This window comes from Roseomonas sp. AR75 (genome assembly GCF_005222815.1).
In the GTDB taxonomy this organism is placed as follows: domain Bacteria; phylum Pseudomonadota; class Alphaproteobacteria; order Acetobacterales; family Acetobacteraceae; genus Falsiroseomonas.
Window position 1 is genome coordinate 930,406 of the sequence record NZ_STGB01000001.1, and the last position, 22,216, is coordinate 952,621.

At 70.3% G+C, this 22,216-nt stretch carries 23 protein-coding genes; 17 read left to right on the forward strand and 6 right to left on the reverse strand.

What is annotated here, in order from left to right; genetic code table 11:
* Positions 1 to 12: 12 nt before the first annotated feature.
* The 5 genes from E4T13_RS04310 to E4T13_RS04330 are packed head-to-tail and all read left to right on the forward strand — an operon-like array spanning position 13 to position 3,940.
* Positions 13 to 834 (forward strand): alpha/beta fold hydrolase, encoded by an 822-nt coding sequence (locus E4T13_RS04310; RefSeq protein ID WP_137176979.1) that lies wholly within the window; start codon positions 13 to 15, stop codon positions 832 to 834.
* Between the two features lie 3 nt (positions 835 to 837).
* Positions 838 to 1,677, forward strand: coding sequence for a polysaccharide deacetylase (locus E4T13_RS04315; RefSeq protein WP_137176980.1), 840 nt, complete (start codon positions 838 to 840; stop codon positions 1,675 to 1,677).
* Positions 1,674 to 2,291 carry a carboxymuconolactone decarboxylase family protein gene (locus E4T13_RS04320; protein WP_137176981.1) on the forward strand — a complete coding sequence of 206 codons (618 nt, stop codon included), beginning with the start codon at positions 1,674 to 1,676 and terminating at the stop codon, positions 2,289 to 2,291. Before E4T13_RS04315 ends, E4T13_RS04320 begins: the two co-directional genes overlap by 4 nt.
* Complete coding sequence (locus E4T13_RS04325) at positions 2,288 to 3,073, forward strand: SDR family NAD(P)-dependent oxidoreductase (protein ID WP_137176982.1); 786 nt, start codon at positions 2,288 to 2,290, stop codon at positions 3,071 to 3,073. Before E4T13_RS04320 ends, E4T13_RS04325 begins: the two co-directional genes overlap by 4 nt.
* 12 nt (positions 3,074 to 3,085) lie before the next feature.
* Positions 3,086 to 3,940, forward strand: a complete 855-nt coding sequence (locus E4T13_RS04330; protein ID WP_137176983.1) for an aspartate/glutamate racemase family protein — start codon at positions 3,086 to 3,088, stop codon at positions 3,938 to 3,940.
* 3 nt (positions 3,941 to 3,943) lie between these two features.
* Here the strand turns inward: E4T13_RS04330 and E4T13_RS04335 are convergent, their stop codons facing one another.
* The gene (locus E4T13_RS04335) at positions 3,944 to 5,152 is read right to left on the reverse strand and encodes an MFS transporter (protein WP_170984791.1); all 1,209 of its coding nucleotides are present in this window, start codon (positions 5,150 to 5,152) and stop codon (positions 3,944 to 3,946) included.
* Positions 5,153 to 5,181: 29 nt separating this feature from the next.
* Positions 5,182 to 6,147 carry a tripartite tricarboxylate transporter substrate binding protein gene (locus E4T13_RS04340; RefSeq protein WP_137176985.1) on the reverse strand — a complete coding sequence of 322 codons (966 nt, stop codon included), beginning with the start codon at positions 6,145 to 6,147 and terminating at the stop codon, positions 5,182 to 5,184.
* A 105-nt stretch (positions 6,148 to 6,252) separates the two neighbouring features.
* On the opposite strand from E4T13_RS04340, the gene E4T13_RS04345 reads away from it, so the two are divergent.
* From E4T13_RS04345 to E4T13_RS04370, 6 genes are all read left to right on the forward strand, one after another.
* Positions 6,253 to 7,080, forward strand: a complete 828-nt coding sequence (locus E4T13_RS04345) for an alpha/beta fold hydrolase (RefSeq protein ID WP_170984792.1) — start codon at positions 6,253 to 6,255, stop codon at positions 7,078 to 7,080.
* A gap of 63 nt (positions 7,081 to 7,143) precedes the next feature.
* A complete protein-coding gene (locus E4T13_RS04350) occupies positions 7,144 to 8,106 on the forward strand; it encodes a TAXI family TRAP transporter solute-binding subunit (protein WP_137176987.1) in 963 nt (320 codons plus the stop codon).
* A 5-nt stretch (positions 8,107 to 8,111) separates the two neighbouring features.
* Positions 8,112 to 10,193: a TRAP transporter fused permease subunit gene (locus E4T13_RS29735; protein ID WP_170984793.1), complete on the forward strand. Its 2,082-nt coding sequence runs from the start codon at positions 8,112 to 8,114 to the stop codon at positions 10,191 to 10,193.
* Positions 10,193 to 11,323 (forward strand): acyl-CoA dehydrogenase family protein, encoded by a 1,131-nt coding sequence (locus tag E4T13_RS04360; protein ID WP_137176989.1) that lies wholly within the window; start codon positions 10,193 to 10,195, stop codon positions 11,321 to 11,323. The genes E4T13_RS29735 and E4T13_RS04360 overlap by 1 nt, the downstream gene beginning before the upstream one ends.
* Complete coding sequence (locus tag E4T13_RS04365) at positions 11,320 to 12,180, forward strand: amidohydrolase family protein (protein ID WP_137176990.1); 861 nt, start codon at positions 11,320 to 11,322, stop codon at positions 12,178 to 12,180. Before E4T13_RS04360 ends, E4T13_RS04365 begins: the two co-directional genes overlap by 4 nt.
* Positions 12,180 to 13,679: a class I adenylate-forming enzyme family protein gene (locus E4T13_RS04370; RefSeq protein WP_170984794.1), complete on the forward strand. Its 1,500-nt coding sequence runs from the start codon at positions 12,180 to 12,182 to the stop codon at positions 13,677 to 13,679. Before E4T13_RS04365 ends, E4T13_RS04370 begins: the two co-directional genes overlap by 1 nt.
* Here E4T13_RS04370 and E4T13_RS04375 read toward each other — a convergent pair.
* Genes E4T13_RS04375 through E4T13_RS29740 form a run of 3 tightly spaced genes read right to left on the reverse strand, consistent with a single transcriptional unit; the run spans position 13,633 to position 16,081 of the window.
* Entirely contained in the window at positions 13,633 to 14,484 is an 852-nt protein-coding gene (locus E4T13_RS04375) for an alpha/beta fold hydrolase (protein WP_137176992.1), read from the reverse strand. The two genes, E4T13_RS04370 and E4T13_RS04375, sit on opposite strands and share 47 nt — an antisense overlap.
* Before the next feature lie 2 nt (positions 14,485 to 14,486).
* On the reverse strand, positions 14,487 to 15,338 hold the full coding sequence (locus tag E4T13_RS04380) for a sugar phosphate isomerase/epimerase (RefSeq protein WP_170984795.1): 852 nt from the start codon (positions 15,336 to 15,338) through the stop codon (positions 14,487 to 14,489).
* Positions 15,335 to 16,081, reverse strand: a complete 747-nt coding sequence (locus E4T13_RS29740) for a hypothetical protein (protein WP_170984796.1) — start codon at positions 16,079 to 16,081, stop codon at positions 15,335 to 15,337. The genes E4T13_RS04380 and E4T13_RS29740 overlap by 4 nt, the downstream gene beginning before the upstream one ends.
* Positions 16,082 to 16,289: 208 nt before the next feature.
* On the opposite strand from E4T13_RS29740, the gene E4T13_RS04385 reads away from it, so the two are divergent.
* The 5 genes from E4T13_RS04385 to E4T13_RS04405 all read left to right on the forward strand — a co-directional run bounded on the left by E4T13_RS04385 (position 16,290) and on the right by E4T13_RS04405 (position 20,798).
* Positions 16,290 to 16,655: a hypothetical protein gene (locus tag E4T13_RS04385; protein WP_137176994.1), complete on the forward strand. Its 366-nt coding sequence runs from the start codon at positions 16,290 to 16,292 to the stop codon at positions 16,653 to 16,655.
* A 25-nt stretch (positions 16,656 to 16,680) separates the two neighbouring features.
* Complete coding sequence (locus tag E4T13_RS04390; protein ID WP_137176995.1) at positions 16,681 to 17,070, forward strand: hypothetical protein; 390 nt, start codon at positions 16,681 to 16,683, stop codon at positions 17,068 to 17,070.
* Positions 17,071 to 17,150: 80 nt separating this feature from the next.
* A complete protein-coding gene (locus tag E4T13_RS04395) occupies positions 17,151 to 18,518 on the forward strand; it encodes a paraquat-inducible protein A (protein ID WP_137176996.1) in 1,368 nt (455 codons plus the stop codon).
* Complete coding sequence (locus E4T13_RS04400) at positions 18,515 to 20,203, forward strand: intermembrane transport protein PqiB (protein WP_137176997.1); 1,689 nt, start codon at positions 18,515 to 18,517, stop codon at positions 20,201 to 20,203. The genes E4T13_RS04395 and E4T13_RS04400 overlap by 4 nt, the downstream gene beginning before the upstream one ends.
* A gap of 4 nt (positions 20,204 to 20,207) precedes the next feature.
* Positions 20,208 to 20,798, forward strand: coding sequence for a membrane integrity-associated transporter subunit PqiC (locus E4T13_RS04405; protein ID WP_137176998.1), 591 nt, complete (start codon positions 20,208 to 20,210; stop codon positions 20,796 to 20,798).
* Between the two features lie 120 nt (positions 20,799 to 20,918).
* Here the strand turns inward: E4T13_RS04405 and E4T13_RS04410 are convergent, their stop codons facing one another.
* On the reverse strand, positions 20,919 to 21,368 hold the full coding sequence (locus tag E4T13_RS04410; RefSeq protein ID WP_137176999.1) for a hypothetical protein: 450 nt from the start codon (positions 21,366 to 21,368) through the stop codon (positions 20,919 to 20,921).
* A gap of 209 nt (positions 21,369 to 21,577) precedes the next feature.
* Here E4T13_RS04410 and mtgA point away from each other — a divergent pair, with 209 nt between their 5' ends.
* Entirely contained in the window at positions 21,578 to 22,192 is a 615-nt protein-coding gene (mtgA, locus tag E4T13_RS04415) for a monofunctional biosynthetic peptidoglycan transglycosylase (protein WP_240790982.1), read from the forward strand.
* Positions 22,193 to 22,216: the final 24 nt, after the last annotated feature.

Below are 22,216 nucleotides of genomic sequence, written 5' to 3' on the forward strand. Positions count from 1 at the left end.
GACCGCCCGAGCATGACCGAAGGCCTGAGCTTCACCGCCAGCGACGGGCTGCGCATCGCCTACTACGTGGACGACTTCACCGATCCCTGGACCAGCCCGCCCACGCTGGTGCTGCTGCATTCTGCCATGGGCAATTCGCAGCGCTTCTATTCCTGGATCCCGGGCCTCGCGCGGCACTTCCGCGTGGTGCGGATGGACCTGCGCGGGCATGGCCGCTCCGAGGTCCCGAAGTCGGACGCGACGCTTTCGATGGAGCGCTTCGTCAAGGATGTCGAGGAGCTGATGGACACGGTCGGCGCGAAGCAGGCGCATATCGTCGCCAATTCGGCCGGCGGCTACCTTGCGCAGCGCCTGGCGATCACGCGGCCGGAGCGCGTGCTGGGCCTTGCCGTGGTCGGCTCCACCCCGGGCCTCGACCCGAGCGCGCTGGACTGGCTGCCGCTGATCGAGAAGGAGGGCCTGACGCCGTTCCTGACGCGCACCATCGCCATGCGCTTCGACCTCGCCAGCACCGACCCCGGCATGGTGCAGTGGTTCCTGAAGCAGACGGCGGAGAACGACCCGGCCTATGTCGCGCGCTTCATCGGCTACATGGCGACGCAGGAGTGGAGCGCCGACCTGCCGCGCATCAAGGCGCCGACGCTGGTGATCTATCCCGGCGGCGAGACGGTGGGCACCGCCAACAGCTACGACACGATGCGCGCCCGCATTCCCGACGTGACGATGATCGAATACCCGCACATGCCGCACAACATCGCGGACATGATGGCGGATCGCTGCGTGGCGGACATCCTCGCCTTCCTCACCGCCAAGTTCGGCAATCCGAAGGCCTGAGCCATGCCGCGCCATATCGCCTGCCTCTCTTTCGATTTCGACACCTGGTCCGGCTTCGCCGCGCGCGGCATGACCACGCCGACGCCCACGTCCCGCGGGGAGTTCGGCGTGGTCGGCGCCGGCCGCATCCTGGACCTGCTGAAGGCACGCGGCCTGAAGGCAAGCTGGTACGTCCCGGGCGTGGTGATCGAGACCTATCCCGCCGCCTGCGAGCGCATCGTGCGCGAAGGCCATGAGGTCGGCCACCATGGCTGGAGCCATGTCCCGCCCGCCTGGCTGGAAGCCGATCGCGAAGCCGATGAATTCGGCCGCGCGGTGGACAGCATCGTGAAGCTCAAGGGCAGCAAGCCCGCCGGCTACCGCTCGCCATCCTGGGACATCAGCGACCGCACCATCGACCTGATCGCCCAGCATGGCCTGCGCTACGACAGCAGCATGATGGGCCATGACTGCCAGCCCTACTTCGCCCGCCGCGGCGACGTGGTGGCCGCCGACCAACCGATGACGTTCGGCGAGACGACGGACCTGGTGGAGATCCCGATCAGCTGGTCGCTGGACGACCACCCGCATTTCGAGTTCATCCGCACCAAGACCGAGGTGCTGCCCGGCCTGTCCAACGCCAATGCCGTGCTCGACAACTTCGTCAGCGACTTCGCCTACATGAAGCGCACGGAGGAATGGGGCGCGCTGGTCTACACCTTCCACCCCTATGTCGTCGGCCGTGGCCACCGCATGCTGATGCTCGAGAAGCTGATCGACACACTGACCGCGGAGGGCGCCGTGTTCCTCACCCTGGACGAAGTGCAGCAAGAATTCCGCGCCCGCGTGGAGGGCAAGGCATGAGCGCCGCCTGGACAGGCCCGCGCACGGCCAGCAACCTGCCCGACCCGACGCCGGAGAACGCGCCGGCCACCACCGAGGTCTTCGCGCGCGTCGCGGAAAGCCGCGGCTGGGTTTCCAACCTGCTGAAGTCCCTCGGCCACGCGCCGGACGCGCTGGCGCGCTTCTCCGCCGTCGGCCATTACGGCCGCTACGGCACCGACCTGAACGAGCGTCAGCGCGAGCTGGTGATCTGCATCGTCGGCCGCAACATCGCCTATGCCTGGGCGCATCATTCTCCGCTGGCGCTGGATGCCGGCGTGACCCAGGCCGAGCTCGACGCGATCAAGGCCGGGCGCACGCCGGACGGGCTGAACGCCGCGGACAAGGCGCTGTGCGACATGGTGTTCGCGATCACCGGATTCGCCGGCGTGCCCGATGGCGCGTGGCAGGCCGTGCAGAAGGCGTTCACGCCGCGCCAGGCGACGGACATCGCGATGCTCGCCGCCTACTACGTCGCCGCCGGCGCGCTGATCATGGGCCTCGGCGTGCGCGTGGAGCCGCCGGAGATCCTGGCGATCGAGCGCGACTGGCAGAAGCTGCCGCGCGTCGGCGACAAGGTGGTGCCGAAGGGATGAACCCGCGGCTCGACGGCAAGGTCGTCTTCGTCTCCGGCGGCGGCGGCGGCATCGGGCGCGCGGCCTGCCTGGCCTTCGCCGCCGCGGGCGCGCGCGTCGCTGCGAGCGATCTCGACGGCGGGCGCGCCGAAGCCTCCGCGCAGGCGGTGCGCGAGGCCGGCGGCGAGGCCATCGCGCTGCCCGCCGACATCCGCGAGGACGCGCAGGTCGCCGCGGCAGTGAACGAGGCCGCCGGGCGTTTCGGCCGGCTCGACATCCTCTTCAACTGCGCCGGCGGCTCCGTGCCGGAAGACGGCACCGTGGTGGACGTCGCGCTGGAGGTGTTCGACCGCACCATCGGCCTCGACCTGCGCGGCACCTTCCTCTGCTGCCGCCACGCCATCCCGCACATGGTCCGCGGCGGCGGCGGCGCCATCGTCAACATGTCCTCCGGTGCCGCGCTGCGCGGCGCCAGCCCGCACCACGTCTACACCTCCGCCAAGGGCGCGATCCTGTCGCTGACCCGCGCCCTGGCCGGCACCTATGCGAAGGACAACATCCGCGCCAACGTCATCGCCTCCGGCCGCGTGATGACGGACCGCATCATCCGCCAATGGGGCGACCTCTCCACACAATCTGACGGCCGCGACCCGCAGGACCCCGTCGGCCGCCTGCGCGAATACCCCTTCTGGGTGGGCGAGCCCGAGCATATCGCGGCAACGGCGGTCTTCCTCGCCTCCGATGCCGCGCGCATGATCACCGGCGCCACCATCGCCGCCGATGGAGGCCGCTCGGCTTACTGAGGAATTGTCGCGATGGCCGCCCGCTGCCGCCTGCTGCTGATCGGCGCCTATGCGCCCCCCGCCGATGGCGGCCTCACCCTCGGCACCTTCGCCAACAGCCGCGAGACGATGCTGGGCAACGCCACGCACCTTCCCGTCCTGCTGGACGACGTGGAGTGGGACGTTCATCCCGGCGCGCCCGCCTCGCCCGGCTTCTGGCCGGTGGAGATGCGCGAGGAATTCGCCATCGCCGGCGTGAATCGCCTGCCCGTTGTGCGCGCCGAAGCCGCCAGCGGCCGATGGGATGCGCTGGTGCTGCTCGGGGGCGGCGATCCTGGCTTCGTCGAGGCACGCGAGGTGGCGCATCGCCACCGCGTCGTCGTCACCACCTGCGCGCATGCGCAGATGCATGCGGCGATCCTGCTCGGCCGCCGATTCACGATCCTGGACGTGTCCGAGAACCACACGCTGCGAATGGCGGACCTGGTGCAGCTCTACCGGATGGAGGATCGCTGCGCCTCGATCCGCAACCTGGAATTCCCCCTGCCACGCGCGGCGCATGCCGGCCGCGTGGATGTGCAGCAGGAAGCGCAGCGCCATGCGCGCGGCGAGCCCTCGGCCATGCTCGACGCCGCTGTCGCTCAAGCCGTCGCGGCGATCGAGGAGGATGGCGCGGAGTGCGTCATCTTCGGCTGCTCCGCGGCGTATTGGCTGCAGGCGCCGTTGCAGCGGCGCCTGGCCGAGCTCGGTTGGGACGTGCCGGTGCTGGAGGGCTATGGCAGCGCCGTTGCGCAGGCGAAGTTGCTGGTGGGCCTCGGCGTGGACGCCAGCGGACTTGCCTTCCCCGCAGATCCGCCGGCCCGCACGCGCCGGCGCCGCATGCCGTGACCGCTACCGGCTGGCGCGCAACAGGGTCGGCGCGACCAGAAGCGTCACCACCGCAAGCTGCACTGCCGTGAACAGCATCGGCGCCAGCCATCCGCCGCTCGCCGTCACAAGTACTCCGTACGCCACCGGCCCAACGACATAACCGAGGAAGCACAGCAGCGTGGAGCCGGACGTGGCGTCGGAAATGCGGTCCTTCGAAGAAAGCCGCGCGATCTCGGCCAAGTAGATGCCGTTCCAGCTTGCGCCGACGAAGCCCGCGAAGCCGGCCAGCAGCGCCGTCAGCAGCAGTCCCGGCGACTGTGGCAGCGCGGCCAGCATCAACACCGCGCCGGAGGCGACCAGGCCCTGCACCAGCAGGTTCACGATCGGTCGCCCCGTGCGATCCGCCAGCCAGCCAAGCACGATGCGCGCCACCACGCCCGAGCCCTGCATCGCCGCGAAGACCGTGCCCGCCTGCACCAGGCTCATCCCGCGCGTCTCCACCAGCCAGGTGACGGTGAAGGTGAACAGGCAGCCCTGCACCACCGCGAAGGAGATCGCGAGATAGGTCAGCGGCAGCAGCGCCGGCGCCAGCGTCAGCGCCGTGAAGGGCAGCGCCAGCGTGCGCGGGCTCAACACGCTGCGCGGACTGATCGAACGTGCCGGGTCGCGCTCCGCATCCAGGTCGCGTCGCAGCCCCTGGATGGACAGCGCCGCGACGAAGGCTGTCGCCGCGCAGACCGCGAGCGCCGCGCCCCAGCCGAAGGCGCTGGCCACGGGCGCGGTGATCAGCCCGGCGAGCACGCCGCCCATCGGCGCACCCGCCTGCTTCACCGAGAAGATCAGGCTGCGATGCCGCGGCGGCGCCGTCGCGGCCAGGATGCGGCTTCCCGCCGGCGGGCTCGGACCATAGCCGACGCCCAGCAGCACCGCCGCGAAGACCAGCGCGGGCACCGTGCCCAGCACCAGCGCGAGCAGCCCGACGGCCGACAGCGCTGCGCCGATCTGCAGCATGCGCACCGGCCCCAGCCGCGCCAGGAACGGCCCGCCGAAGGCCAGGAACAGCACCGTGCCGAAGGCATTGAGCGCGGAGAGATTGCCGATGGCCTGCGACTGCAGACCGAGATCGCCGGTCAGCAACGGCGCCACCACCGGCAGGCTCTGCGCCATGAAGGAGGCGATCACCTGCATCAGCAGGGTCGCCCCCAGGGCTGCGATCCAGGGGCTTGTCACGCCGCCCTGCGATCCGTCGCAGCTGCCACTCAGTCCAGCTTCACATTCGCCCGCCGCACCACCTCGGCCCATTTCGCCGTCTCGGTGCGCAGGTTGGCGGCATAGGCCGCGGCGTCGCCGCCGATCGGCTCGAAGCCCAGGCTGCGCAGCCGCTCCTGCACCGCAGGCGCGGTCACGCCGGCGCGGAACGACTCGGAGAGCTTCGCGATCGCCGCCTGCGGCGTACCCGCCGGCGCCAGCGCGCCCCAGAAGGTGGAGGCCGCAACCCCGGCCAGCCCGGACTCCGCGAAGGTCGGCACGTTCGGCAGCGCCGCGGCGCGCTTGTCTCCCGTCACAGCCAGCGGCTTCAGGCGCCCGGCATCCACATGCGGCCGCGCCGCGCTGATGCCGTTGAACATCAGCTTCACATGCCCCGCCACCACGTCGGTGGTCGCCGGGCCGGTGCCGCGATAGGGCACATGCACCAGGTCGATCCCCGCCACCATCTTCAGCAGCTCGCCCGCCAGATGCGTGGACGCGCCATTGCCTCCGGAGGCGTAGTTCAGCGCGCCCGGCTGCGCCTTCGCCAGCGCCACCAGCTCCTGCACCGTGTTCACCGGCAGCGAGGGATGCGCCAGCAGGATCACCGGCCCCGTCGCCAGCAGGCTCACCGGCACCAGATCCTTCGCGGGATCGAAGGGCAGGCTCGGGAACAACGAGGGATTGATCGCGTAGCTGCTGTCCGTGACCAACACGGTGTAGCCGTCCGGCGCGGCGCGCGCGACGATCTCCGTGCCGATGGTGCCACCGGCGCCGGCGCGGTTCTCGATGACGAGGGTCTGGCCGAAGGCGGCGCGCATCGGCGCCTCGATCACGCGCACCAGGTTGTCCGTGCCGCCGCCGGGGCCGAAGGGCACGACGATGCGGAGCGGACGATCGGGATAGGATTGCGCACGCGCCCGCCCCGCAACGGGCAAGGCGCCGGCGGCAGCCAACAGGTGTCGACGACGGATCATTGTCTTCTCCTCTCCCAGGCGTGCCGCGCATCGTAGCCCTCGCCACGCATTGCGCAACGCCGCGCGGCGCGTGACGATGCGCGATCTCGCCGCGCGATGGGTCCGATGAGCACGCTGCAACCGAGCATGGCCTTCCTCACCGCAAGCGACGGCATCCGCCTCGCCTGGCGCGTCGACGATTTCACGCCGCCCTGGCGGACACCCGAAACGCCGGTGCTGCTGCTGCATGCGGCGATGGGTGCCTATCGCCGCTGGTTCTCCTGGATTCCCGACATCGCGAAGCACTGGCCGGTGCTGAGCCTGGAACTGCGCGGCCACGGCGCCTCCGCCATCCCGACCGAGGCGCAGCCGCTGACGGTCGAGCGCCTGGTCGCCGATGTCGTGGAACTGCTCGACCATCTCGGTGTGGCGCGCGTGCATGCCGTGGGGCTTTCCGCCGGCGGCTATGTCGGGCAGCGCCTGGCCATGGCGCATCCGGATCGCATTGCGACACTCGCACTCTTTGCCTCGACGCCGGGGCTGCGCAACAGCGATGCCGCCACCTGGCCTGCGCGCGCGTCGGAGATGGGGCTGGAGGCCTTCGTGCGGTCCGGTATCGCAGACCGATTTCCGCCCGATGCCGATCCGGGTCTGGTGGACTGGTTCTGCCGCCAGACCGGCAGCAACGACCTGCCCTTCATCGGACGCTTCGTCGCGCATATGAGCAGCCGCGACTGGGAGGACGAGTTGCCGCGCATCGCCTGCCCTACGCTGATCGTCGCGCCGGGCCACGAGCCGATCGGCTCGCATGACCAGTACGAGCGCATGCAGGCGCGCATCCCCGATGCGAAGCTCGTCTCGCTCGCGGGCATGCCCCACAACATCGGCGACGCCGCGCCCGAGGCCTGCACGGCGGCGCTGCTGGAGTTCCTCGGCGCCCGCGCGGCCGGTTGATTCGGCCACGGTTGCGCGCATACTCCACTTGTCCGGACAAGCCGCGGGGAGGCAGGACCCAAGATGTTCACACGCAGGACCATGCTCGGTGTCTCGGCGGCCATGCTCGGCGCGCGCGGCGCCGCGGCACAGACGCAATTCGTGCGCATTGGCTCCGGCCTTGCCGGCACCTATCCGGTGTTCGGCGCCAAGATGGCGGAGATCATCAACCGCACCGTGCCCGGCGCGCGGGCCAGCACCCTGCCCGGCCCGACCGAGCAGAACCTGGTGCGCGTGCATCGCGGCGAAGCGGAACTCTGCCTGTCCTATACCTTCCAGACCTACCAGGTGGCGGAAGGCCGAGGCGAACTGCGCGTGCCGTCGCCCGATCTGCGGCACATCATGAGCACCTATGGCAGCTTCCACATGGTGGTGGTGCAGAAGACCATCGACATCGAGGATCTCGGCGCGCTGGCGCGGCGGCCGCTGCGCGTGTGGCTCGGCCCACGCGCCAGCGTGTTCTGGCCGATGAACATGGCGGTGCTCGCGGCCTACGGCCTGACTCCGGATGACATCACCAAGGCCGGCGGCGTGGTGAACACCGCGGGCTACCAGAACCTCACGCAGATCTTCCAGGACGGCCAGGTGGACGTGGCCTTCTTCGCGGGGCCGGCGCCCTATTCGCTGCTGCTGCAACTCGATCGCTCGCCCGGCTTCCGTATGCTTGGCCTGCATGGCGACGCCGTCGCGCGCTTCGAGGCGGCGTTGCCCGGCACCGGCGTGCGCCCGCATCCCGGCGGCCTGTATCAGAGCGTGCCGAACCCGGTGCCGAGCCCCTATGTCTTCAACCACGTCGCCGCCAGCACGCGGATGCCGGAGGAGCTGGCCTACCGCATCACGAAATCGATGTGGGAGAACTACCGCGAGTTCCACGGCCTGTTCCCCGGCGCCGACGAGATCAACCCGCAGACCGCGCTGGCCTACAACAAGGTGCCCGTGCATCCCGGCGCCGCGCGCTACTACCGCGAAGCCGGGATCATGCGCTGACGCCCGTGGCCGCGCTGGCTTCTTCGGCAGCGCGGCTGCTCGGCGCCTTCCTGGTCCTGTATCACCTCGCCATCGGCATCTACGGGCCGCCGACGAACGCGGTGTTCCTGCCGGTGCATCTGGGCGCGTCGCTGACGCTGCTGTTCCTTCTGCGCCCGCTGCGCCCCTGGGACCGACCGAATCCGCTGCACCTCGTGGATTTCGCCTGCATCGCGGCGGCGATCTGGTCCGCGGCCTATTTCCTCACGCAACTCGACACCTGGGAGTTGCGCTTCGCCGACATGCGGCCGCTCGACATCTGGTCGGCGGCGGCCGTGACGCTGATGGTGCTCGAAGCCGTGCGCCGCACCGTCGGCTGGGCGCTCGTGGCGATGGCGCTGGCCTTCTGCCTGCATGCGCTGAACGCGGATCACGCGCCCGGCGCGCTGTTCGGTCCGCCCGTCAGTTTCTCCACCCTGATGCAGACGCTCTTCATCGGCGATGCCGGCATCCTCGGCATCCCCGTTCTGGTGATGGCGCAGTATGTCGTGCTGTTCCTGCTGTTCGGGCGGCTGCTGCAGAACACCGGCGCCGGCGCCTTCTTCTCCCGCATCGCCTTCGCTGTCTTCGGCCATCGCGTCGGCGGCCCGGCGAAGGCGGCGGTGGTGTCCTCCGGCCTGTTCGGCACAATGTCGGGATCGGGCGTGTCGAACGTGCTGACCACCGGCAGCTTCACCATCCCGATGATGATCCGCCTGGGCTACCGCCCGCCCTTCGCCGCGGGGGTGGAGGCCTCGGCCGCCGTCGGCGGCGCGATCATGCCGCCGGTGATGGGTGCGGTCGCCTTCATGATGGCGGAGTTCATGGGAGTGGCGTACGTGCAGATCGCCATCGCCGCCGCCATTCCCGCCGCGCTGTACTACCTGGCGATCTACTTCACCGTGCATTTCGAGGCGAAGCGCATGGGGCTCGCGGGCATCGCGCGCAGCGAATTGCCTGACCCGTGGAAGCTGCTGGCGCGGGAAGGCTACCTGCTGATCCCGCTCGGCATCATCGTGGGCATGCTGCTCGCGGGCTGGTCCATCGTGCTGGTCGCGGTCGTCGCATGCGCGGGCACCGTATTGGTCTCCTTCGTGCGCCCCGCGTCGCGCCTGTCGCCACTGCGCATGATGGCGGCGGTGGAGAACACGGCGCGCGTCACCGGCCCGCTGACGGCTACCTGCGCCTGCGCCGGCATCATCATCGGCGCGATCTTCGCGACCGGCCTGTCTTTCCAGGTCAGCCAAGCGATCATCTCGCTCGCCGGCGAGAATCTCTGGCTGCTGCTGGTGATCTCCGCGCTGCTCGCCATCCTGCTGGGCACGGGGCTGACGGCCTCCGCGGTCTACATCACCATGGTCGCGACGATCATCCCCGTGCTGAAGCTGGCGGGCGTGAACGAGATGGGCGCGCACATGTTTGCCTTCTACTACGGCGTGGTCAGCGACATCACGCCGCCCACGGCGCTGGCCTGCGTCGCCGCCGCGGGCATCGCGCGCGCCAACCCGATCAAGGCCATGATGGAGGGATCGCGCCTCGGCATCGCCGCGTTCATCGTTCCGATGGCCTTCGTTGCGCAGCCGGCGCTGCTGATGCAGGGAAGCTGGTCGGAGGTGCTGCTGGCCGCCGGCACGGCAGCGGCGGGGCTGATGGCGCTTTCGGCCGCGCTGGCGGGCTACCTGCTCGGGCCGCTCGGCGGCTTGCGGCGCGCGGCGCTGATCCTCGCCTTCGTGCTGCTGATCATGCCGAGCAGCGCCATGGAACTGCTGGGGCTGCTGCTGCTTGCCGCCTGCATGGCGCCGGAGTTGCTGCGCGGCCGCCCGGCGACCGAGGTCGCGCGCGCCACCGGCCTGCGCGAGGCGATCGAGGCGGTGGACGACCAGGGCGGCCCGCCCGCCGATTTCGGCCGCGCGGGCGGCTGGATCGTGATTGGGCTCGTCGCCGCGGGGATCGGCTGGATGGGCAGCCAGTCGCTGCACGCCACGGCACCGCTGCTCTGGCTCGCCGGGCTCATGGCCCTGGCCGCGGTGCTGGTGCTCGGCCTGCGCGCGACCGTGGAGCGCGGCTGATGGATTTCTCCGTGGCGCCGACGCAGCAGGCTTTCCTGGAGACGGTGGACCGCTTCATCGCGCGCCACCTGCCGCCCGGGGAAGTCCGGCGTCGCGACGCGCATCACATCCCGCCCTACGACCTGATGCCGGTTATGGGAGAGGCCGGCTTCTTCCGCCTGGCGCTGCCGCCGGAACATGGCGGACTCGGCCAGGACTGGACGAGCGTCGCGCTGGTGCAGGAACGCCTCGGCTTCCACGCCTATATGGCAGCCTCGATCATGAACCGCGTCGTCGGCTTCGGCATCGCCTCGGTGCTCGGCTATGGCAGCGCCGCGCAGAAGGCGGCGCTGCTGCCGCGCTTGGCGGAAGGGCGGCTGCTGATCTCGCTCGCGCTGACCGAGCCCGGCGCCGGCACCGATGCCGGCGCCGTCGCCACGCGCGCGGAGCGCACGTCCGCGGGCTGGCGCATCACCGGCCGCAAGACCTGGATCAGCGATGCCGGCGGCGCCGATTTCCTGCTCGTCGTCGCGCGCGATGGGGAGGGGATCTCGCTGCTGCTGGTGCCACCGACGACGCCCGGCATCGCCATGACGCCGCTGCCGAAGATCGGCAACAACGCCATGCCCTCTTGGGACATCGGCCTCGACGGCGCGGAGGTGCCCGAGGATGCGCTGATCGGCGAGCGCGGGCGCGGCTTCCGCCACCTGATGTCCACGCTGCACGCCTCCCGCGCCAGCATGGCCGCCACGGTCACGGGCTGCGCGCAGGCCGCGGTGGATTGCGCGCTGGCGCATGCGAAGGAGCGCGTGCAGTTCGGCCGCCCCATCGGCGCCAACCAGGCCATCCGCCACCGCCTGGCGGAGATGCAGATGCGCGTGGACCAGTCGCGGCTGACGATGCGCCACCTCGCCTGGCTGATCGCCACGGGCCGCCCGTGCCGGCGGGAAGCCGCGCAGGCCAAGATCATCGCAACCGACTGCCTGCAAGACGTGACGCATCACGGCATGCAGATCCTCGCCTCCGCCGGTTACGCCGCCGACAGCGACATGCAGCGCTACTGGCGCGATGCCCGGCTCTATTCCTTCGGCGAAGGCACCAACGAGATCCTGCGCGACCTCGTCGCGCGCGAGATGGGACTTCCGACATGAGCGAGCCGATCGCGGCCATCGACACCGTCGTCAACATCTGGACGAAGGAGGCGCTCGCCGGTCGCCCCGACCGCACCGCCTTCTACCAGGACAAGATGCATGTGGACCGCGAGACCTTCGAAGGCATCAGCCTGGAGGACACGCTGCGTCGCATGGACGCCGCGAATATCGAGCGTGCCTTCCTCGTTGCCGCCAAGGTCGGCGTGAAGCACCACCCGGCCTGCTACCACGTGCCGTACGAACTCGTCGCCGAAGCCGTGCGCAAGTATCCGCACCGCTTCTCCGCCCTCGCCGGCCTCGACCCGACCGAGGGCATGGACGGCGTGCGCGCGCTGGAACGTGCGGTGAAGGAGCATGGCTTCATCGGCGCGCATTTCTACCCGCACTGGTTCGAGCTGCCGCCGGATCACGCGAAGTGGTACCCATTCTACGCGAAATGCGTGGAGCTCGACATTCCGGTCCAGCTCCAGGTCGGGCAATCCATGGTCTATGATCCCACCTATCCGCTGCGCTCCGTCGGCCGTCCCATTACGCTGGACGCCGTCGCCTGCGACTTCCCCGAACTGAAGCTCATCGGCATCCATGTCGGGATTCCCTGGACCGATGAGATGATCGCGATGGCCTGGAAGCACCGCAACGTCTACATCGTCTCCGACGCGCACAGCCCGAAATACTGGCCGCAGAGCTTCGTGCGCTACATCGACAGCTACGGGCAGGACAAGGTGATGTTCGGCACGGATTTCCCGGTGCTGCAGTTCGAGCGCACGCGGCAAGAGGTCGAGGCGCTGGGCCTGCGTCCCGGGCCGTTCCGCAAGTTCATGCGCGATAACGCGCTGAAGCTTTACAAGCTGGCATGATGAACCTCGCCGACGCGCTTGCGCATCATGTGCAGGCGCGGCCCGACCGGCCCGCGATCATCGCGGGCACGCGCATCGTGCCTTACCGCAAGCTCGATGGCCTTGTGCGCCGCTGGGCCGCGCACCTTGCCGACTGCGGCGCGCGTCAGGGCGAGGTTATCGGCATCGCGCTGCGCGACACGATCGAGCATCTCGTCGCACTCTACGCCGCCGCCCGCATGGGCGCTGTCGCGCTGCCGATGGACTGGCGCTGGACGGAGGCCGAGAAGCACGCCGTCGCCAAGCAATTCGACGCGCGGCTGATCCTGGCCGAGCCCGATGCGCCGCCGATCCCCGGCATTCCCTGCCTCACCGTGGACGCTGCCTTCCTCGCCGCCGTCGCCGCCGCGGCGACGGACAGGCAATTCCCGGAAGGCCCGGCCTGCGCGGAGATGCCGCTGCTGCTCTCGCTGTCCTCCGGCACCACAGGCCGGCCGAAGGGGCCGGTGGTCACGCACCAGCAATTCCTGCGCCGCTTCTGGACGCATTGGATCGATCTCGGCCTCAATGCGCGGGAGACATACATCTCGGCCACGCCGATGTATTTCGGCGGCGGCCGCACCTTCTGCATGTCACTGCTGTTCTCCGGTGGCACCGTCGTGCTGTTCCCCCCGCCGCACAAGACCGAGGAACTGGCGGACGAGATCGCGCGCCGCAACGTCACCTCCGCCTTCCTTGTGCCAACGCAAATCCGCCGCCTGCTGGACCTAGCGCCCGAGCGCACCGCAGCGATGCGGCGCATGCGCCTGCTGCTCTCCTCCGGCGCGCCGCTGCATCCCTGGGAACGCACCGCGATCCGCGAGCGGCTCTGCGCCAACTTCCACGAATACTACGCCTCCACGGAAGGCGGCGGCGTCTCGCTGCTGCGGCCGGAAGACATGGACCTGCATCTCGACAGCGTCGGCCGCCCGGTCTTCGGCGTGGAGGTCGCGATCCTCGACGAAGACGGCAACCGCCTGCCGCATGGCGCGGTCGGCCGCCTCGCCTATCGCGGCCCCGGCGTCGCCCGCGGCTTCCACAACGACGCCGACGCAAGCGCGGAGGCCTTCCTTGGCGACTGGTTCCTGCCCGGCGACCTCGCCGCGGTGAACGAGGCCGGCTACGTCTTCCTGAAGGGGCGTCGCAAGGACCTCATCATCCGCGGCGGCGTTAACATCTACCCGGTCGAGGTGGAATCCGTGCTGCTCTCGGATGAGCGCCTGGCGGATGCCGCCGTGGTCGGCTGGCCCGCTGAGGAGATGGGCGAGGAGGTCGCCGCCTTCGTCGTGCCGCGCGCCGGCCTGGCGCAGCCTTCGGAAGCCGAGCTGATCGCGCTCTGCGCGCAGCGTCTCGCGCCCTACAAGGTGCCGCGCGGCGTGTTCTTCGTGCCGGAACTGCCGCGGAACAGCGGCGGCAAGGTGCTGAAGCCGGATCTCACGGCACGGCTTCCGGCACTTCCGGCGCGTCGAGGAAGCGGCTGAACAGCGCGACGGTCTCCGCCAGCGCCTCCGGCGTCGCGATGCCCGGCGTCAGCGTACGCTCGGCGCTGGGCACAAGCGCCGCGAATTCCTCGAACATGCGCGCCAGCATGTCCGTGCGCGCGCAGGCCGCGAGCGTCTTCACGCGCAGCAAGGGGAAGCGCGCGCGCTTGTCGTAGGCGAAGGCAGCGCGATAGCTCTTGTGATAGGTGGTCAGCGCCTTGAGCACCTCCACCAGCTTCTCGTGCAGCGCCTCCGCGCCGGGCAGGCCGAGCGGGCGGCGATGCGCGGCATCGGTCGCGTACCAGGGCCAGAACACATAGGTGTCGCGCACGAAGTGCCAGGCCCACATGAGGTATTGCGCCTGCAGGTCGGGCTGCATCGCCGGCGCGTAGCGCGCCAGCATCTCCGCCTGTTCCTCCGCCGTGTAGAGCCCGACGCCGTCCAGGATCAGCCGCCGCACGCGTCCCGGCGCACGAAGGCAGATTTCCGCGGCGATGGAAGCGCCGGTATGCGTGCCGTAGAGGTCGAAGCGCTCCACGTGCAATGCGTCCAGCGCCGCCAGATGCGTCGCGGCGAACACGTCGATGTCGGGTGCCTCCGGCAGCGCCACCGCGCTGTCGCCATTGCCCGCCGTGTCCGGCGCGATCACCTGCCTTGTCTGCCCGAAGGCCTCGATCAGCGGCGCGAGCATCAGCGAGGAGCCGGGCGAGGCATGGATCAGCACCAGCGGTCGCCCGAGCCCCCTGCCCGTCTCCCGGACATGCACCTGGCCGCCCGGCACGTCCACGAAGCCGCGCCGCAGCATGCTCAGGCCTCCACCGGCAATGCGAGAAAATCGCGCACCGCGCGGTCGAGCAGCGCGCCTGTCTCCGGCGCGCCCATCGCACCGAAGAACACCTCGTATTCCAGCAGCCCGCGGTAGCCCGCCGCCTCCAGTGCCGTCACGAAGGACCGGAGGTCGGGTGGCCCGGCACCGAGTTCCGCACGCCGCGGCGCGCTGCCGTCAGTCGGCAACTCGAGCCCGCAGATCTGCACGGCGTGCATGCGCGCGACATCCTGCGCGATGGCCTCGTGCAGCCCCGGGTCCCACCAGGAATGATAGAAGTCGAGGGTCAACCCGATGCCCTCCCGTCCCGCGATCAGCGCGCGCGCCGCGTCCAGCGTGTTGACGCAGCTTCGTGTCGCGATGGCCGCGGGATGCATCGGCTCCAGCGAGAGAACCACGCCCGCCGCGCGCGCCTGCGCCGCAAGCCCATCCAACCGTTCCGCCGTGCGCGTCCGTGCCTCGGCCAGAGTCGGCAGACCGGCCGCCGCCGCACCGTGCAGCAGTCCGCCCGGGATCAGGTTTACCGGCGCGCCCAGCTCCGCCGCCGCCGCAATCAGCCGTGCGTCCAGATCCGCCTGCTTCCGCGCTTCCGTGGCATCGGCGTGCAGCACGTAGCCAGCACTGTTCAACGAGGTCGCGACCAGCCCGTGCCGGTCCAGCATCGCACGCAGCGCCGCAGGCGCATGTGCCTCCACCGCGCGCGCGGTCAGGCCCACGCCGCCGATGCCGCGCTCCGCCAGCATCGCGCAGAAATCCTCCACGGGCAGGTCGTCCGGGGTGGCGTAGAGGCTGATGGCCAGCCGCCGCAGCCTCGCCCGATCCGCGCCCGTCATGCCGCCCGCCGTGGCGGCAGCTCGCGCAGCAGACGCCCGCCGCGCGACAGCCTCTCGCGGATGCCGAACAGGTCCAGCAGCGCCCACATCCCCGCGGAATTGGTGGAGACCACCGGCTTGCCGATCCGCGCCTCGATCGCATCCGCCAGCGCCAGGCATTGCATGTTGCCACCCGGCAGCAGCATCGCCTGCGCCTCCGGATGGTCGGCGCGCGCCGCGAGGTCCAGCACCGCCTCCGGCGGGATCTCGGCGATGGCGAAGTTGTCGCGCACGCCGCCGAAGGCGCTGCCCAGCACCGCGATGCCGCCGGCTTCCAGGTAGCGCAGGCTGGCCTGGCCGATCTCCTCCGGGAAGGGCGCGGCGAAGCTGATCCGGCTCGCGCCGAGCGCCGCCAGCGCATCGAACACCGTCTGCGCCGCGGTCAGTGCGGGAACGCCAGCCCAGCCGCGCATCTCCTCGCGGATCTCGCGGTCCCAGGCGGCGCCCATCCAGAAGCTCGCCGCGGTCTGGCACAGCAGCACCGCGTCCACCCGCGCATCCGCCAGGCTGGTCACGGCGCGGCGCATCTCCGCCTGCTGCTCCGCCATGCCCGGCGCATCCAGCCGGGTCATCGGCAGCCGCGCGAAATGGAAGGAGAGAGAGGCCGGCATCCAGGCCGGGTATTCCCGCTCGATCGAGGTGTTGGAGGAGGGAATCAGCATGCCCACCCGCCGCCAGGGGGCCTCGTCCTTCGCCTCGACCATGCCGCACACCCCTTCCGCCGCTGCGTCGCCACCAGCATAGCCGATCCCTGCGGGCGCGCAGGAGCCGTCCCCGCAATGGAACGCGATGACCGCGCTACCCAAAAGGGATACAGTTCGGGCTGCGCCGCGCCGAGGAATCCCACTAGGGTGCGGCGCGACAGATGGCGGGGGCCTTGCCGCTGCCCGCTTCCGTTGGAGATAGAGCACGATGCGTATGCGCCCGTTGGCCCTGGCCCTCGCGATGTCGGCGGCGACTGCACCCGCTTTTGCCCAGGCGCCCGCACCGCCCCCGGGCCCGCCGACCGTCGAGACGATGGACCGCGGCCTGGTGAATCTCGGCCTGATGGCCGGGCACGCCATGCAGTGCCTGCCGGACGCCGAGCGCGAGACCGCGCAGCGCCGCCTTCTCGCCTTCAATGCCATTCTCGTGGCGGAGATGGGCGCCAATGCCGCGTTCCGCTTCGCCAGTTCCTTCGGCGCAGGCTCCTCGCACGAGGTGGACCGCTCGTTCTGCGAGCGCAGCCTGGCCGATTGGCGCAAGCTGCTGCAGGACCACGGGCTGCAGAGCCGCTGACCCCTTGGCACGCGGAGAGACGCGCATGCGCAGGATCATGATTCTGGCCGCGCTCGGCGGCTTCCTCGCCATCCCGGCGGCAGAGGCCTGGTGGCATGCCGGTGGGGTGAACCGCTGGGGCACCGCGTGGCACGCGGGTGGCACCGGCACCGGCTATCGCTATGGCGGCGCCTATCACCCGGGCTATGGCGGCGCCACCTATGTGCATGGCTATTCCGGGTATCACTATGGCGGCTATTACCGCGCGCCGGTGCCGGTGGCGCCCGTGCCCTATTACCACCCGGTCGGCGCCTTCGCCGCTGGCGCGGTGACCGGGGCGGCGGTCGGGGCGGCCGCAGCATCCGCCTCCGCCGCGAACAGCGTGTATCGCTACGGGCAGCCGACCACCGTGGTGAACAACTACTACAACAACTGATCCGGCAGGGGACGCCGAGCAGGGCGGCCACCCGGCCGCCAAGGAGTTTCGGGCCGCGTGCCAACCGACAGGCTTCCCCCGTGGCGCGCAGCCTCCCGGGCCTCGGGGGCCGCGCCATGCTGATCGCCGACTCACCTGCCGCGCCCCCCGCGGTGGCGGCCGAGGCATGGCGCACGCCCGCGCGGCTGTGCGAGTGCGCAAGCTGCGGCCGCTTCCAGGTCATGCCGGCGCTGCTGCCCGGGGAAAGCGCGAACTGCCTCCGCTGCGGCTCCCGCCTGCGCCGTGCCGTGGTCGATCCGCTCGGCCGCGCCCTTGCGCTGAACCTGGCGGCCCTGTCGATCTTCACCCTCGCCTGCGTGATGTCGCTGATGACCGTCAGCACCGCCGGCATGGTGCGCAATGCCTCGCTCTTCACCGGCCCCGTCAACATGGGGCGCGACGGGCTGTGGGAGCTGACGCTGGTGGTGCTGTTCACCACCGTGGTGGCGCCGCTGTTGAAGCTGCTCGCGATGGTCTATGTGCTGACGGGCCTGCGCCTCGCCCGGCCGCCGCGTCACATCCGCCGCGTCTACGCCTTCGTCGAACACATCCGGCCCTGGTCCATGATCGAGGTGTTCCTGCTGGGCGTGGCCGTCGCCTACACCAAGCTGGTCGATCTCGTGCATATCGAGCTCGGCGTCGCGCTCTATGCCCTGTTCATCCTGATGCTGACGATGATCGCCGCGGAGGCCGTGCTGGACCGCCAGGCGGTCTGGGAGGAGATGGAACGGCGCGGCATCCCGAACGACGATATCGACCACGCCGCCAGCGTGCTGCTGCGGCCGGAACACGGCGCCGTTTCCTGCCACACATGCGGCCTGGTTGGCCTGCCGCACGAGCATGACGCGCATTGCCCCCGCTGCGGCAGCCACCTGCATGCCCGCAAGCCGAAGGCCGTGGCGCGCGCCTGGGCGCTGCTTGTCTCGGCAGCGATCCTCTACATTCCCGCCAACTACTTCCCCGTGCTCGCCTTCATCCAGCTCGGCTCCGGGGAGCCCAGCACCATCCTCGGCGGCGTCGTGGAATTGCTGGACAGCGGGCTCTATCCCCTGGCCGCGCTGGTGTTCTTCGCCTCCGTCGCGGTACCCCTGCTGAAGGTGCTCGGCCTCGGCACGCTGCTGATCTCCACCCAGATGGGCGCCCGCGCCCGGCTGCGCGACCGCACCCGGCTCTATTTCGTGGTGAACGCGATCGGCCGCTGGTCCATGATCGACATCTTCATGGAGACGATCCTGGTGGCGCTGGTGCGCTTCGGCGCGATCGTCAGCATCGAGCCCGGCTATGGCGCCATCGCCTTCTGCAGCGTGGTGATCCTCACCATGATCGCCGCCGAGAGCTTCGACCCCCGGTTGATGTGGGATGCCGCCGGCGAGAACCCCGATCGTCCCCCTGCGAGCCAACCGGCATGAACGACAGCCCGCACCCCGAGGCGACGGTTCGTGCCCGCGTGGGCCGCAGCCGGCGCGTCTCCCCGATCTGGGCGATCCCGCTCGTGACGGTGCTGATCGCCGGCTACCTGGTCTGGCACGAATTCTCCAAGCGCGGACCGCTGATCACCGTCACCTTCCATAGTGCGGAGGGGCTGACGGCTGGCCAGTCGCAGGTGCGGCTGCGCGACGTCACCGTCGGCACCGTGCAGTCCATCGCCCTTTCGCAGGACAGGCAGCGCGTCGAGCTCAGCATCCGCATGGACCGCGAGGCGGAGCCGCTGTTGACAGAGGATGCGCGCTTCTGGGTGGTGAAGCCGCGGCTCTTCGCCGGCAGCATCTCCGGCCTCAGCACGCTGCTCTCCGGCTCCTACATCCAGGTCGCGCCGGGCAAGCCGGAGTCGCCGCCGGCGCGACGCTATACCGGCCTCGAGGACCCGCCGCTGCTGAACTCGGACGAGCCGGGGCGCACGCTGCTGCTGCGTGCCGACCGTCTCGGCTCGCTCAGCCTGGGATCGCCGATCTTCTTCCGCGACCTCAGCGTCGGGCAGGTGCTGGGCTGGGATCTGGCGGACATGGCGCAGCATGTGACGATCCACGCCTTCATCCGCGCGCCCTTCGACCGCTACGTGCATGAGGGCACGCGGTTCTGGAACGCTTCCGGCGTGTCGCTGAAGCTGGGCGCGGAAGGGGTGCAGGTCCAGCTCGAATCGCTGCGCGCCCTGGTGCTCGGCGGCATCGCCTTCGAGACACCGGACGCCGCCCAGCGCGGGCCGATGGCGGCGGCGGACCAGGTGTTCCGCCTCTATGCCAGCCAGGAGGCGGCGAACAATGCCAGCGTGACGCGCCGCATTCCCGTGGTTTCCTACTTCACGGACTCGGTCGGCGGCCTGGCACCCGGCGCGCCCGTGCAGTTCCAGGGCGTGCGCATCGGCGAGGTGATCGGCTACGATCTGGTCTACGACGCCGCCACCGACCGGCTGCGCATTCCCGTGCGCTACGAGATCGAGCCGGACCGCATCGCAGGTTCCTCCGCCGCCGAGCATCGCGGCCCGCTCGAGAACGCGCAGATGCTGGTGCGGCAGGGACTTCGGGCCAGGCTCGCCAGTGCGAACCTGCTCACCGGGCAGCAGCTGATCTCGCTCGAGGTCGTCGCGAATGCCGGCCCCGCCGAGGTGCGCGTGACGGACGGCGTGATCGAGATGCCCACCGCGCCCGGCCAGTTCGCTTCCATCCTCGATGGCGTCAACCAGGTGCTCGCGCGCATCGAAGCGCTGCCTCTGCAGCAGATCGGCGACAATCTCAACGAGACGATCGCGGGCGTGAACACGCTGGTGCGCGGGCCGGAACTGGCGGGCGCCATCGCCTCGCTTCAGGGCACGCTTGCCACGGCGGAGCAGACGCTGCGCCAGATCGACGCCGCCGCGGCGCCGGCGCTGCGCACCTTGCCCCAGCTTGTTACCAGCCTGAACAACGCCGCCACGCAGGCGGGGCGCCTGATGACCTCGGTCAACCGCGGCTATGGCGACGAGAGCCAGTTCCGGCGCGACCTCGACCGCATGCTCGACCAGATCACCACCGCCGCGCGCTCGCTGCGCAGCCTGGCTGACCAGCTCAACCGAAACCCCGAGGCGCTGATCCGGGGCCGCTCGACCCAGGGGCCCTGACCCGATGCCGTACCGTCGCCGCAGGGTCGCACTCGGCGCCCTTGGCCTGCTTGCCGCCTGCCGCTCGCCCGAGCCGGACCTCTATACGATCCTGCCGGTGCCCGGCACGCCCAGGCGCGGCGGCCCGCGGGGCGTCTCGGTGCGGACGGTGTCGCTGGCCCGATACCTCGACCGGTTGCAGATCGTGCGTACGACCGAGGATTACCGCCTCGCCGTCTCCGGCAATGACTGGTGGGGCGAATCGCTGGAGGCGATGCTGACCCGCGTGCTGGTGGAGAACCTGGCGCAGCGGCTGCCGGAATCCAGCGTCTTCGCCACCGGCGGCGCGATCTCCTCGCCGGCCGAGGCCGCGGTGGAGGTGAACGTGCAGCGACTGGGCCTCAGCGGGCCCGCCACGCTGGCGCTGACAGCGCAGGTGGCGGTCGCCAACCGGGAGGCGCCGCGGCAGGACCTTGTCCGCACGGAAACGCTGACCAGCCCGGTCGCGGGGTCGGACACGCCTGCCTTCGTCGCCGCGGCCAGCGCGGCAGTCGGTTCGCTTGCCGATGTGCTGGCTGGCCTGCTCGCCGCCCCGGCACCGCGCGGCCGGCGCTAGAGCATGCTGCGTTCGCTCGCGCTCGCTTCGCAGGCTCTAGCCTCTTGTTTTCAGAGCATCTTCACGCGTTCGAATGATTCCATCTGAACGCGATCTGCTGTAGGCCAGCCGTCCCTCGCCTCAGATCGGCGCTCCCGCCCACACTTGGCGGATGACCGCGGCCAGGAAGGCAATCGTCAGCCCGAAGATCAGCATCCCATTGAGCGCCTGGATCGCACCGAGCAGCGCCCATTCGGGCCTCAGATACACCTGGTCGTGACCGTAGGTGGAGAGTGCGCCCATCGAGTAGACGACGGCCTCGCGCCAATGGTCCGTCGCGCCGAACAGCACATAGGTTGCGGCCCAACTGAACGACTCCAGCGCGTGCAGCAAGAAGATCATCGCCACCACGGGCGTGAGCAGCAGCAGGGAGCGGATGGCCTCGTTGTGGCGGCTGCCCCGGAGGCGAGCAAGAATCCGCAGGAAGACGAGGTGGATGAGGCCGAGACCGATGATGTGGAATACGACCGTGCCGACGGTCATGACAGCGCCCACGAGCCAATCGGGCTCCCAGATTCCCAGCTGTTCCATCCGGCCCCCGCTTCTTGTGCCTGCACCTTTCGTCCATGTCTCGCCAGGGCGCGACCGCGAAGCGATATCCAATTCAGGCTTTTCACGCCGTTGGCCGGATCTGGCGTGATGCGACGTCCCGCTGCCAAGCGCTGCCGGAGGCGCGCCTGACCCGTCGCCGCTGGTCGCGCTGGCTGCTGCGCCTCGGCGCGGCGGGGTTGCTGCTGCCGATGCTCGCGCTCCTGCTGCTGCGCGCGGTCCCTCCGCCGCCGACCCCGCTGATGCTGATCCGCCTGGCCCAGGGCTATGGGTTGGAGCGCGACTGGGTGCCGCTGGAGCGCATCGCGCCCGCCCTCGCCCATGCCGTGATCGCCAGCGAGGACAACCTCTTCTGCCGCCAGGCGCTCGGCTTCGACTTCGGCGCCATCCGCGAGCAGGTCGAGGCCTGGCGCCAGGGCGAGCGCCCGCGCGGCGCCAGCACCATCACGATGCAGACGGCCAAGAACCTGTTCCTCTGGCCGGGACGCGATCCCTTGCGAAAGATTCTGGAAGCCTGGCTGACGCCGCAGCTCGCATTGCTCTGGCCGCGTCGGCGGGTGATGGAGGTCTATCTCAACATCGTCGAGTTCGGCCCCGGGCTCTATGGCGCCGAGGCCGCCGCGCGCCGCTATTTCGGCCGGCCTGCCGCCGCGCTGTCCGCGCAGCAGGCCGCCTTGCTCGCGGCGGTGCTGCCGAACCCGCTGGCGCGCAACGCCGGCGATCCCGCGCCGGGGCTGCGCCGCCGTGCGGCAGCCATCGAACAGCGCGCCGCGCGCATCACCCCGCTGTTCGACTGCCTCCGCTGAGCGCTTGCGGCCAGTGCCCCGCGG

What these genes read in the sequence shown, in the direction of transcription:
- E4T13_RS04310 (WP_137176979.1), top strand. Translation starts at nt 13, where the DNA reads ATGACCGAAGGCCTGAGCTTCACCGCCAGCGACGGGCTGCGCATCGCC.
- E4T13_RS04315 (WP_137176980.1), top strand. Translation starts at nt 838, where the DNA reads ATGCCGCGCCATATCGCCTGCCTCTCTTTCGATTTCGACACCTGGTCC.
- E4T13_RS04320 (WP_137176981.1), top strand. Translation starts at nt 1,674, where the DNA reads ATGAGCGCCGCCTGGACAGGCCCGCGCACGGCCAGCAACCTGCCCGAC.
- E4T13_RS04325 (WP_137176982.1), top strand. Translation starts at nt 2,288, where the DNA reads ATGAACCCGCGGCTCGACGGCAAGGTCGTCTTCGTCTCCGGCGGCGGC.
- E4T13_RS04330 (WP_137176983.1), top strand. Translation starts at nt 3,086, where the DNA reads ATGGCCGCCCGCTGCCGCCTGCTGCTGATCGGCGCCTATGCGCCCCCC.
- E4T13_RS04340 (WP_137176985.1), bottom strand. Translation starts at nt 6,147, where the DNA reads ATGATCCGTCGTCGACACCTGTTGGCTGCCGCCGGCGCCTTGCCCGTT.
- E4T13_RS04345 (WP_170984792.1), top strand. Translation starts at nt 6,253, where the DNA reads ATGAGCACGCTGCAACCGAGCATGGCCTTCCTCACCGCAAGCGACGGC.
- E4T13_RS04350 (WP_137176987.1), top strand. Translation starts at nt 7,144, where the DNA reads ATGTTCACACGCAGGACCATGCTCGGTGTCTCGGCGGCCATGCTCGGC.
- E4T13_RS04360 (WP_137176989.1), top strand. Translation starts at nt 10,193, where the DNA reads ATGGATTTCTCCGTGGCGCCGACGCAGCAGGCTTTCCTGGAGACGGTG.
- E4T13_RS04365 (WP_137176990.1), top strand. Translation starts at nt 11,320, where the DNA reads ATGAGCGAGCCGATCGCGGCCATCGACACCGTCGTCAACATCTGGACG.
- E4T13_RS04370 (WP_170984794.1), top strand. Translation starts at nt 12,180, where the DNA reads ATGAACCTCGCCGACGCGCTTGCGCATCATGTGCAGGCGCGGCCCGAC.
- E4T13_RS04375 (WP_137176992.1), bottom strand. Translation starts at nt 14,484, where the DNA reads ATGCTGCGGCGCGGCTTCGTGGACGTGCCGGGCGGCCAGGTGCATGTC.
- E4T13_RS04380 (WP_170984795.1), bottom strand. Translation starts at nt 15,338, where the DNA reads ATGACGGGCGCGGATCGGGCGAGGCTGCGGCGGCTGGCCATCAGCCTC.
- E4T13_RS29740 (WP_170984796.1), bottom strand. Translation starts at nt 16,081, where the DNA reads ATGGTCGAGGCGAAGGACGAGGCCCCCTGGCGGCGGGTGGGCATGCTG.
- E4T13_RS04385 (WP_137176994.1), top strand. Translation starts at nt 16,290, where the DNA reads ATGCGTATGCGCCCGTTGGCCCTGGCCCTCGCGATGTCGGCGGCGACT.
- E4T13_RS04390 (WP_137176995.1), top strand. Translation starts at nt 16,681, where the DNA reads ATGCGCAGGATCATGATTCTGGCCGCGCTCGGCGGCTTCCTCGCCATC.
- E4T13_RS04400 (WP_137176997.1), top strand. Translation starts at nt 18,515, where the DNA reads ATGAACGACAGCCCGCACCCCGAGGCGACGGTTCGTGCCCGCGTGGGC.
- E4T13_RS04405 (WP_137176998.1), top strand. Translation starts at nt 20,208, where the DNA reads ATGCCGTACCGTCGCCGCAGGGTCGCACTCGGCGCCCTTGGCCTGCTT.
- E4T13_RS04410 (WP_137176999.1), bottom strand. Translation starts at nt 21,368, where the DNA reads ATGGAACAGCTGGGAATCTGGGAGCCCGATTGGCTCGTGGGCGCTGTC.
- mtgA (WP_240790982.1), top strand. Translation starts at nt 21,578, where the DNA reads ATGCTCGCGCTCCTGCTGCTGCGCGCGGTCCCTCCGCCGCCGACCCCG.